At 65.9% G+C, this 9,619-nt stretch carries 12 protein-coding genes; 2 read left to right on the top strand and 10 right to left on the bottom strand.

The genetic code is table 11. The annotated features are described in order from the left end of the window. The 7 genes from AC27VE_RS20940 to AC27VE_RS20910 all read right to left on the bottom strand — a co-directional run. Nucleotides 1-573: VIT1/CCC1 transporter family protein (locus AC27VE_RS20940; RefSeq protein ID WP_488704878.1), on the bottom strand; the 573-nt coding region annotated here is incomplete at its 3' end. A 75-nt stretch (nt 574-648) separates the two neighbouring features. Next, nucleotides 649-1,086: a PaaI family thioesterase gene (locus AC27VE_RS20935; RefSeq protein ID WP_006223408.1), complete on the bottom strand. Its 438-nt coding sequence runs from the start codon at nt 1,084-1,086 to the stop codon at nt 649-651. A 1-nt stretch (nt 1,087) separates the two neighbouring features. After that, nucleotides 1,088-1,978: a 3-hydroxyisobutyrate dehydrogenase gene (mmsB, locus tag AC27VE_RS20930; protein ID WP_315131026.1), complete on the bottom strand. Its 891-nt coding sequence runs from the start codon at nt 1,976-1,978 to the stop codon at nt 1,088-1,090. Nucleotides 1,979-2,081: 103 nt separating this feature from the next. Then, the gene (locus tag AC27VE_RS20925; protein WP_488704877.1) at nt 2,082-3,257 is read right to left on the bottom strand and encodes an enoyl-CoA hydratase/isomerase family protein; all 1,176 of its coding nucleotides are present in this window, start codon (nt 3,255-3,257) and stop codon (nt 2,082-2,084) included. Beyond that, nucleotides 3,254-4,408, bottom strand: a complete 1,155-nt coding sequence (locus tag AC27VE_RS20920) for an acyl-CoA dehydrogenase family protein (protein ID WP_088588313.1) — start codon at nt 4,406-4,408, stop codon at nt 3,254-3,256. The genes AC27VE_RS20925 and AC27VE_RS20920 overlap by 4 nt, the downstream gene beginning before the upstream one ends. Nucleotides 4,409-4,607: 199 nt before the next feature. Next, a complete protein-coding gene (locus AC27VE_RS20915) occupies nt 4,608-4,955 on the bottom strand; it encodes an RnfH family protein (protein ID WP_488704876.1) in 348 nt (115 codons plus the stop codon). Beyond that, a complete protein-coding gene (locus AC27VE_RS20910; protein ID WP_006223413.1) occupies nt 4,945-5,379 on the bottom strand; it encodes a type II toxin-antitoxin system RatA family toxin in 435 nt (144 codons plus the stop codon). Before AC27VE_RS20910 ends, AC27VE_RS20915 begins: the two co-directional genes overlap by 11 nt. 165 nt (nt 5,380-5,544) lie before the next feature. On the opposite strand from AC27VE_RS20910, the gene smpB reads away from it, so the two are divergent. Continuing rightward, nucleotides 5,545-6,018, top strand: coding sequence for an SsrA-binding protein SmpB (gene smpB / locus AC27VE_RS20905; protein WP_006223414.1), 474 nt, complete (start codon nt 5,545-5,547; stop codon nt 6,016-6,018). 2 nt (nt 6,019-6,020) lie between these two features. Here smpB and AC27VE_RS20900 read toward each other — a convergent pair whose 3' ends face one another. From AC27VE_RS20900 to AC27VE_RS20890, 3 genes are all read right to left on the bottom strand, one after another. Then, the gene (locus tag AC27VE_RS20900) at nt 6,021-7,208 is read right to left on the bottom strand and encodes a GGDEF domain-containing protein (RefSeq protein ID WP_488704875.1); all 1,188 of its coding nucleotides are present in this window, start codon (nt 7,206-7,208) and stop codon (nt 6,021-6,023) included. A gap of 25 nt (nt 7,209-7,233) precedes the next feature. Beyond that, complete coding sequence (locus tag AC27VE_RS20895) at nt 7,234-8,160, bottom strand: SPFH domain-containing protein (protein WP_315131040.1); 927 nt, start codon at nt 8,158-8,160, stop codon at nt 7,234-7,236. 90 nt (nt 8,161-8,250) lie between these two features. Further along, nucleotides 8,251-8,688 (bottom strand): NfeD family protein, encoded by a 438-nt coding sequence (locus AC27VE_RS20890; protein ID WP_088588316.1) that lies wholly within the window; start codon nt 8,686-8,688, stop codon nt 8,251-8,253. Between the two features lie 168 nt (nt 8,689-8,856). Between AC27VE_RS20890 and AC27VE_RS20885 the strand changes: the two genes are divergently transcribed. Further along, entirely contained in the window at nt 8,857-9,594 is a 738-nt protein-coding gene (locus AC27VE_RS20885) for a glutamine amidotransferase (protein ID WP_488704874.1), read from the top strand. The last annotated feature ends 25 nt before the right edge of the window (nt 9,595-9,619 follow it).

The raw sequence follows: 9,619 nt of genomic DNA, 5'->3' as shown, positions 1-9,619 counted from the left end.
CAGGGCACCAAGCGCCGCCAGGCACACCACCGACGCGCCGATCACCCAGGCAATCAATTGCGGCAACGGCGCCGTCACGGCCACCGCCAGCGGCAATGCGGCGCCGCCGGCGAACGATGCCGCAGACGCTACCGCTGCCTGCACGGGCTGTGCCCGGTTGTGGATCGAGATGCCGAGTTCATCGCGGGCATGGGCGTCCAGCGCGTCATGGCGGGTCAGCTGGCGCGCCACCTGCGCCGCCAGGTCCGGCGTCAGGCCGCGCCCCACATAGATGTCGACCAGTTCGGCCAGTTCTTCTTCCGAGTTGCCTTTCAGCGAACGCTGCTCCAGGCGCAGGTCCGCGGCTTCGGTGTCGGCCTGGGACCGCACCGAGACGTATTCGCCCGCCGCCATCGACAGGGCACCCGCCACCAGGCCCGCCAGGCCCGAGGTCAGGATGGCGCCATGCGTGGCTTGCGCCGCCGCCACACCGGTGATCAGGCTGGCCGTCGAGACGATGCCGTCGTTGGCGCCCAGCACGGCGGCGCGCAGCCAGTTGCTGCGGAAGATCCGATGATGTTCTTTTGAAGGCATTGCGCGGCACCCATGCGGTGCGTGACAAGCGCGGCGCACGCCCGGCCGGAAGGCTGGACGCGCGCCGCGCCGGATTCACCGCGGCGTCACGCGTACCGCGGTAAGCAAGCCTATCACGCACATCGTGGCCTGCTCGCCGTCGTACGCATGCACTTCGACCTGGCAGATCGACAGACGCTTGCCCGGCTTCACCACCCGCCCGCTGGCGACAAAACGGTCGCCCTTGGCAGGCGCCAGGAAGTTCATCTTGAACTCCGAGGTCAAGACGTCCTCGCCTGGCCCGAACAGCGTGAAGGCCGCGTAGCCGCCCGCGCTGTCCGCAATCGTCGTGGAGATCCCCGCATGCAGAAAGCCGTTCTGCTGGCACAGGTCGGCGCGGTAAGGCAGCAGGATGTCCACCCTGCCCGGCTCCACCACGTCCAGCCCGGCGCCCAGCAGCCGCATGATGCTCTGTTGCTCGAAGCTGGCCCTGACCCGTGCGGCCGGGTCGGACGGAGACTGATGGCCCGTCATGTCAGTCCTGCTCGCGCTTGACCAGATTGACGATGCTGGAGAAGTCCAGCTTGCCCGAGCCGCCCGAACTGTGCAGCGAATAAAGGTTGCGGGCCAGCTCACCCAACGGAATGGAGGCGCGCGCCGACAGCGCCGCCTCGGCCGCCAGGCCCAGGTCCTTCAGCATCAAATCCACGCCAAAGCCGCCCGCATAGCCCTTGGAGGCCGGCGCATGGTCCATGACGCCCGGCCACGGGTTGTAGAGCTCGGTGGCCCAGTTGCGGCCTGAACTCTTGGCGATGATGTCGGAGAGCACTTTCGGGTCCAGCCCGTTGGCCACGCCCAGCGCCAGCGCCTCGGACGTGCCCGCCATCAGGATGCCCAACAGCATGTTGTTGCAGATCTTGGCCACCTGGCCGGCGCCCGCCGGACCCGCGTGGAAGATGTTCTTGCCCATTTTCTCCAGCACGGGGCGCGCACGCTCCAGGGCGGCGTCCTGCCCCCCCACGATGAAGGTCAGCGTGCCCGCGGCCGCGCCGCCCGTGCCGCCCGACACCGGGGCGTCGATCATGGTGATGCCGCGCACCTCGGCCGCCTGCGCCACCTTGCGCGCCGAATCCGGCGCGATGGTGCTGCACTCGATGACCAGCGCGCTGGACGAAATCTTGCCCAGCAGGTCTTCGCCCAGGTACAGGCCCTCGACGTGCTTGCTGGCCGGCAGCATCGAGATCACCACCTCGGCGCCCTTGACGGCTTCGGACGCGGACGCGGCGGCGCGCGCGCCGGCGTCGGTCAGCAGCTTGACGGCGGCCGGCACCAGGTCGAACACCGTCAGGCTGTGGCCGGCCTTGACCAGATTCAATGCCATGGGCGCGCCCATGTTGCCCAAACCGATAAACGCGATACTGCTCATGATGTCTTGTCTCCTGTTGCTATTGCTGTAGGTATGGATTCATCGTGACCTGCATGACGGAAATCTTGGGGTGGCCGGTCCGCCACGCGAACCGGCCGGCGCGTCAACGCCCTTCCTGGCCCAGGTCGGCCAAGGGATGCGGCTCGCCAGCGGGCCACGGTTCTTCGAAGAACTTCTGCACCCAGGCATCCGTCGCCACGTCCAGGACGGCGGGATTCCAGTGCGGCTTCTTGTCCTTGTCGACCAGCAAGGCGCGGATGCCTTCGGCGAAATCGCCGTGCGCCGTGCAGGCCAGCGCCGCGATGTACTCGGCGCGGAAGACGTCGTCCAGCGAGCGCAGGCGCGTGCGTTGCTGCAATGCGAAAGCCAGGCGCACCGAACCCGGCGAGCCCGCCAGCATCGTCGTCGCCGCACGCGCCAGCCACGGATCCGCGTGGTCCTTCAACAGGGCAAGCTCTTCATAGATCTCGTCCAGCCGGTTGCCGTTGCACAGGTTGTTGATCAGGAACGAGTGCTGGCGCAGATGGCCCGCGTCCAGCGGGGTCTGCGGTTCCAGCGCGGTCAGCGCGCGGCGCAGCAGGCCGTCGTTCATGGACCGCGGCGCAAGCGACGATTCCGACGCCCCCGCGGCCTGTCCGGCCCAGGGCTGCTCTTCCAGCGACGCCAGCAGCTTCGGCCAATCCGCATGGTTCAAGCGGAAATCCGCCAGACCGGCGAAAAAGGCGTCGGCGGTATTCATATGCGCGCCCGTCAGGGCGAGGAACAAGCCGATGCGGCCCGGCATGCGGTTCAGCAGCCAGCTGCCGCCCACGTCCGGGAACAGGCCGATGGACACTTCCGGCATCGCCAGGCGCGAGGTCTCGCTGACCACCCGGTGGCTGGCGCCCATCATCAGGCCGATGCCGCCGCCCATGACGATCCCATGCCCCCAGCACAGCACCGGCTTCGGATACGTGTGGATGCGGTAGTCCAGCCGGTATTCGTGCTCGAAGAAGCGGCGCGCATACGCGTTGCTCCAACCGCTCTTGCCCTTGTTTTCGCCCATGCTGCGGTACAGGCCGTGCAGGTCGCCGCCGGCGCAGAACGCTTTCTCGCCCGCGCCTTGCAGAACCACCAGGGCCACGCCCGGATCGCGGGCCCATTCGTCCAGGCGCGCCGCCAGCAAGTCCACCATTTCCAGCGACAGGCCGTTCAGGGTCTGCGGCGCATTCAGCGTCGCAATCCCGAACCGCATGCCGTTCGCAGCACTTCTTTCTTCGAACAACACCGGTGCATTCATCTTATGTCGGCTCCTTTTTCCAACAATTGGCGGGCAATGATCACGCGCATGATCTCGTTGGTGCCCTCCAGAATCTGATGAACGCGAGTATCGCGCACCAGACGCTCCAAGGGATAGTCCCGCAAGTATCCGTAGCCGCCATGAATCTGTTGCGCGTCCAGGCAAATCTGGAAGCCCATGTCCGTCGCGAAGCGCTTGGCCATAGCGCAGTAGGTCGCCGCGTCCGGCGCGCCCGCATCCAGCTTGCAGGCGGCCAGGCGCACCATCTGGCGCGCGGCGACCAGGTGCGTGGCCATGTCAGCCAGCTTGAACTGCAGCGCCTGGAACTCGGCCAGCCGGCGGTTGAACTGCCGGCGCTCGTCCATATAGCGGCGGGCGGCGTCCAGCGCGCCCTGCGCCGCGCCCACCGAGCACGTGCCGATGTTGATGCGGCCGCCATCCAGGCCCTTCATGGCGATCTTGAAGCCCTCGCCCTCCTGGCCCAGCAGATTGCCGGCCGGCACGCGGACGTTTTCGAACGTGATGGGGCGCGTGGACTGGCTGTTCCAGCCCATCTTCTCTTCCTTGCGGCCGTAGCTGATGCCCGGCGTATCGGCGGGCACCGCGAACGCGCTGATGCCGCCTGCCCCCTCGCCACCGGTGCGCGCCATCACGACCAACAGGTCGGTATCGCCGCCGCCCGAGATGAAGGCCTTGGCGCCGTTCAACACATAGTGGTCGCCGTCGCGCTGGGCACGGGTGGACAGGGAAGCCGCGTCCGAACCGGCGCCCGGCTCGGTCAGGCAGTACGACGCCAGCTTCTGGCCGCTGGCCAGCAACGGGCCCCAGGCCTCGCGCAGCGCGGGCTGTCCCCATTTGCCGACCATCCAGGTGGCCATGTTATGGATCGTCAGAAAAGCGGTCGTCGAGGGGTCCACCGCCGCCATTTCCTCGAACACCAGCGTGGCGTCCAGGCGCGGCAGGCCCAGGCCGCCGATCTCTTCACTGGCATAGATGGCGCAGAAGCCCATCTCGCCCGCCCGGGCGAAGGCCTCGCGCGGGAAGATGCCTTCGGCGTCCCAGCGCGCGGCGTGGGGCGCCAATTCGCCCTCGGCGTAGTCGCGGGCGGCCTGCGCGAACGCGCGCTGCTCGTCGGTCAGTTCCAAGTCCACAGCCTGTCTCCTGTTGTAATCGGTATTGTCTGTTGGCGTTGCTGCCGTCTCGTGAACGTCAGCGTGTCGATTTTGACATGACGTTAACGTAAACGTAAGTATGAAACCGTCTTTATGTTACGCCGGATGCCGCGGCGCGATTTGTCCTATTAATGACAATGTCGGCAGGGCCCCGGGAGCCTGCGTCGCTGCGGATGCCCTACAGCAGCCCGGCCGGACGCACGCGGCCGTTCCTGGCCGTCTTGGACCGGCGGTGTTCCGCGCGGCGGCGACGCGATTCCTTGGGGTCGAAGCTCAGCCCCCGGTAGATCTCCACGCGGTCGCCGTCGGCCAATCGCGCCTGCGGCTCGGTGGCCCGACCGAATATGCCCACGCCGCGCGCCCACGGCTGCACCACGGGGAAAGCCTCGGCAAATCCGCTGGCGGCCAACGCATCGGCCACCGTCGCGCCCTCAGGCAACTGGACCTCGCGCAGCCACACATGGCCCGGCAAGGCATAGCAGACGCTGATGTTCAACCGCGCCGCGCGACAGGGTTCATTCCCCATACTTGGCCTGCGCCCGCTTGGTGAAGGAATCAATGAAGCTGGTGGCGATGCGGTTGAACACGGGGCCCACCACCATTTCCAGCGCACGGTTGGAAAACGCGTACTCCATGGTGAACAACACCTTGCAGGCATCTTCCGCCAGCGGCTGGAATTCCCAATGCCCGACCAGGCTGGAGAACGGGCCGTCGACCAGTTCCAGATCGATCCGGTCGGGATAGACGTGGGTATTGCGCGTGGTGAAGCGCTGCTTCATCCCCGCGAAACTGATCAGGATAGAGGCCTGCATGCCGTGTTCGTCGCGGGTCTGCACCTCGGCGCCGCCACACCACGGCATGAACTCGGGGTACTTTTCCACGTCGGCGACCAGATCGAACATCTGGGCGGCGCTGTAAGGCACCAGGACGGATCGTTGTACTTTGTGCATCGACTATCGCAAATGGCTAAAATGGCAAGATTTTACCGGCACCGCATGACCTGGGCCTAATAACGGGAAAAGCAAGCGCGCGGCACGCCGGACGGCATGTCCACCCTGCCCCGCCCGTCAGCCTCCCCGAAAAGACCCACAAAGCCCCCAGGCAAAAAAGGCGTTATGAGCATTATCGACAATCGCAAGGCCACGCACGACTATTTCATCGAAGACCGCTACGAAGCCGGCCTTGTCCTGCAAGGCTGGGAAGTCAAGGCGATCCGCGATGGCCGCGTGCAGCTCAAGGAAAGCTACGTCATCGTACGCGATGGTGAGCTGTACCTGCTGGGCATGCACGTCAGCCCGTTGCCCACGGCGTCCACCCATATCCACCCCGATGCCATGCGCACGCGCAAGCTGCTGCTCAAGGCCGAGGAAATCAGCAAGCTCATCGGCAAGGTCGAGCAGCGCGGCTATACGCTGGTGCCGCTGAACCTGCACTACAAGAACGGGCGCATCAAGCTGGACTTCGCGCTGGGCCGCGGCAAGAAACTGTTCGACAAGCGCGACACCGCGCGCGAAAAGGACTGGCAGCGCGAGAAAGAACGCATCATGAAGCACGACACGCGCGCCCCGCGCAAAGACAAGGACGACTGACTTCAGGCGGCGGCCGGCAAGGCGGGATGCTCGGGCTGCCCGCCCGGCCCCACGATGCGGTTGCGTCCGCTCGACTTGGCCGCATAGAGCTTGCGGTCCGCCCTTTCGAAGAACACCTGCAGGTTCTCGCCGGGCATCCATTCGGCGACACCCGCGCTGAACGTGTATGAAATGGTGCTGCCCCCGTGCGAGCACGGCGTGCGCCGCACGGAATCCAGCAGCCGGGCCGCCACTTCCATGACCGCATCGCTGCGCATATCGGGAAACAGCACACCGAACTCTTCCCCGCCCACGCGGCCGACGTGGTCGCCCGTGCGCAGCGTGGCCGTAGCCAGCAGGCCGAAATGCCGCAGGACCGCGTCGCCCGCCGCGTGGCCGTGCGTGTCGTTGATCCCCTTGAAATGGTCGATGTCCAGCAGCAGCAGGGTCAACGGCCGGCGCGTGCGCAACGCCTGCGCGCAATAGCGCTCCGCCTGCATCCACCAGGCCTTGCGCGACATCAGCCCCGTCAGGAAATCCGTGTTGGCTTCATGCTCGCGGTCCGCCAGCATGCGGTCGTGGATGATCATGATGGTGCCCAGCGTCAAGCAAGGCATCACCAGCACGCCCAGCGTCAGATACGCGATGTTCCAGACACTGGGTTCCATCAAAGCTTGCGGGGGCACCAGGTCCAGAATGTGGGCGCCTGCCCGAATGGCGCAGACTGCGGCGGACACCACCGCCACCGCCCACACGAAGCGGTAGCTGTAGCGCGAGCGGTGCGCCGGCATGTTGCGCTGGACGGTGACGGCCACGGCCAGCAGGAATCCCATCTGCAGCAGCGACATCGCGATGATGCGGGGCCCGACCCGCCAATCCACATAGGTGTAGATCAGCAGCACCATCAGCGTCGCAAGGCATCCAAGCGTCATCAGATGCCGCGGCACGCCCAACCCCATCAAGCGACGCACGCCCGAATAATAGGAATACAGCGCCAGCGCGATGGCCGAGTTGGGCACCACGATCGACAACCACCACGGCGCCGACGTGTTCTGCAGGCCGAATGTAAAAAACGCCAACAGCGTAAGCAAGTTGGCGCGTATGGCTTCGTTGATCCCCGCCATGCCGCTGCGGGCCAGCGACCCCAGCACACACAAGGAAAGCACTCCCGCCAGCCCTGCTATCAAAAGCAAATTAACGGGAGCGATCATGGCTGGAGCGCCGCAGGGCGCAGTATCAGGTGTTGCGCGTGGACTTCACAATGGTCATGGCGGAAGCGATCATGCCGCCCACGTCCGACATGTTGGCCGGCAGGATCAGCGTGTTGCCTTCCTTGGCCACGTTGCTGAACGCCTCGACGTAGCGCTCGGCCACCTTCAGGTTGACGGCTTCCATGCCGCCCGGCTGGCGCACGGCATCGGCGACCTGCGTAATGGCCTTGGCGGTGGCTTCCGCAATTGCCAGGACCGCGGCGGCTTCACCCTGCGCCTGGTTGATCTGGGCCTGCTTTTCGCCTTCAGAACGGGCGATGGCGGCTTCGCGCTCGCCGGTGGCGATGTTGATCTGTTCCTGGCGGCGGCCTTCGGATGCCGCGATCAGCGCGCGCTTTTCACGTTCGGCGGTGATCTGCGCTTGCATGGAACGCAGAATCTCGTTCGGCGGCGTCAAATCCTTGATCTCGTAGCGCAGCACCTTCACGCCCCAGTTCAACGCGGCCTCGTCCAGAGACGACACGATGTTGCTGTTGATGGAATCGCGCTCTTCGAAAGTGCGGTCCAGTTCCATCTTGCCGATGACCGAACGCAAGGTGGTCTGCGCCAGCTGCGTGATCGCCGAAATGTAGTTCGACGAGCCATAGGATGCGCGCATCGGGTCCGTCACCTGGAAATACAGGACGCCGTCGACCTGCAATTGCGTGTTGTCGCGCGTGATGCAGACCTGGCTGGGCACGTCCAGCGGGATTTCCTTGAGCGAGTGCTTGTACGACACGCGTTCGATGAACGGGATGACGAAGCCCGCGCCGGGCGACAGGACGCGGTCGAATTTGCCCAGGCGCTCGACCACCCAGGCGTGCTGCTGGGGCACGATGGCGATCGACTTGATGACGATCAGGATCGCCAGCGCGACGACGACGAGCAGGACGATAGTGGAAGTATCGATCATGATGTAAAGCCTCTCCTGGAGTAAGTGCGAGGGCGCCCCTGCCTGCCGGCAACGGCGCCTGCTGCGGGCTGCGCGTGGCGCAAGCCGGTTCTACTGTGCCGAACCCGGCGTGCCCCGCGGGGTCAGCACCAGAGTCGAACCACGCAGTTCGGTAATGATGTGTTCGCCGGCGCGCGGGGCTTGGCCCCGGGCAAGCTCGGCCTGCCAGTGGGCGCCGCGGTACCAGACGCGCGCCGTGCCTTGTTCAGACCAGGCTTCCACGGACACCGTCTGCCCGATGTCCAGATTGACGTCGGCGTTGCGGGCCGAATTGACCTCGCGCTTTTTCAGGACACGCGTCTTGCGCAGCAGCAACAGGCCCAGCAGCAGCACGACGCCGCAAGCCACCAGTTGCCACTCCAGACCGGCGCCCAGCCAGGCGGCGACGCCCCCGGCCGCCAATCCCAAGGCAACCAGCAGCAAATAGAAGGTCCCCGTCGCCAGTTCCCCGATAAGGGCCAGCGCGGCCAGTCCCAGCCAGATCCACATAGTCTTAAGGTCGCCTGAAAGGATGAGTCGTGAGCGGATTGTACGTATTTCCGGGACGCAGCGGGGCGGATGCCGTGCTCACGAATATTTGCACTGGATTATGATGCGCATTGATGCCCTGATCCCATCCGGATCGCCGGCGTCCGCCCATTCCACGCACAAGCTTCCATGACCGCTGCAATATCTTCTGCCCTACCCGTCCTGATCCTGCACACCGGCGATCCGGACGACACGCTTAAAAGCCAGTTCGGCGGCTATGCCGAACAATTGGCGAAAGCGGCTGGCCTGGCCACCGACGCCATCGAAGTCGTGGCCGTGCATGAGGGCCAGCGTCCGCAAGCCCCGGCCCGCTACCGTGCCGCGCTGATCACCGGATCGCCCGCCATGGTCACCGACAAGGAACCCTGGAGCGAGGAAACTGCTGCCTGGCTGCGCGAGGCAGCCGCCGCCGACCTGCCCATGTTCGGCGTGTGCTACGGCCACCAGTTGCTGGCACACGCGCTGGGCGGCAAGGTAGGTTACAACCCCGCCGGGCGCGAAGTAGGCACGCAGACGGTCGAACTGCTGCCCCCGGCAGCGGGCGACAAGCTGCTGGCCGGCCTGCCGGCCACCTTTCCCGCGCAGATGCTGCACGCCCAGACCGTCTTGCAGCCGCCTCCCGGCTCGGCCGTGCTGGCGCGTTCCGACCTGGACGAGCACCAGATGATCCGCATCGGCCGCAACGTGTTTTCTACCCAGTTCCACCCGGAATTCGGCCCGGACTTCGTGCGCGCCCACCTGGAGCGCTACGGTCGCCGCTACGCCGCCGAAAACCTGGACATTCCCGACCTGTCGGCCAACGTCCGCGCGACGCCCGTGGCGGGCGGATTGCTGCGCCGGTTCCTGGATGTGTACGCGCCTGCCTGAGCCCCTGCCCGCGCGCAACATCCGG

The sequence above is a fragment of the Achromobacter sp. 18P8.1.1 genome, from assembly GCF_057799415.1.
Note: the sequence above shows the minus strand (reverse complement) of the source record. Positions and strands in the feature narration are given on the sequence as shown.